General features: G+C 47.4%; 1 protein-coding gene. It reads left to right on the top strand.

The window, feature by feature from the left end:
* Positions 1-770: ATP-binding cassette domain-containing protein (locus AB4653_RS28560; RefSeq protein ID WP_372106009.1), on the top strand; the 770-nt coding region annotated here is incomplete at both ends.

Here is a 770-nt window from a genome sequence, read left to right as displayed (position 1 = left end):
AAAGCGGCGCTTGCTCGTGCGCTTGTATGTGACCCAGACGTGCTTCTACTCGACGAACCGACTAACCACCTAGATGTTGCGACAATCGAATGGTTAGAAGGCTTCCTGAAAGACTTCCGTGGTTCAATCATCTTTATCTCGCATGACCGTGCTTTCATCAAATCGATGGCAACCCGCATTGTTGACCTTGATCGCGGCAAGCTGAGCTCGTTCCCTGGCGATTACGAAAACTACTTGCTAGAGAAAGAAGAAGCGTTACGTGTCGAAGAGATGCAGAACGCTGAATTCGATAAAAAGCTTGCTCAAGAAGAAGTGTGGATTCGTCAGGGCATTAAAGCTCGTCGAACGCGTAACGAAGGCCGTGTACGTGCACTTAAGAAGTTGCGTGAAGAGCGCATCAATCGTCGTGAAGTGCAGGGTAAAGCGGTTATTCAGATCGATGATGGTCAACGTTCAGGCAAGATTGTATTCGAAGCAGAGAATCTTAACTTTGGCTTTGAAGGCAAAGAGATTGTTAAAGATTTCAGCTTCAATATTATGCGTGGTGATCGTATTGCTCTGATCGGCCCTAATGGCTGTGGTAAGAGTACCGTACTTAAACTGCTTCTTGATCAGCTGAAGCCTGATTCTGGCCGTCTGCATTGTGGTACTAAACTTGAAGTGGCTTACTTCGACCAATACCGCGAAATCCTAGACCCTGAGAAGTCAGTAATTGACAATCTAGCGGATGGTAAGCAAGAAGTGACAGTAGGCGGCCGTGAGCGCCATGC

It is taken from the genome of Vibrio sp. 10N.222.48.A3 (assembly GCF_041475345.1).
Classification (GTDB): Bacteria; Pseudomonadota; Gammaproteobacteria; order Enterobacterales; family Vibrionaceae; genus Vibrio; species Vibrio tasmaniensis_A.
This window is presented reverse-complemented; position numbering and strand designations above follow the sequence as displayed.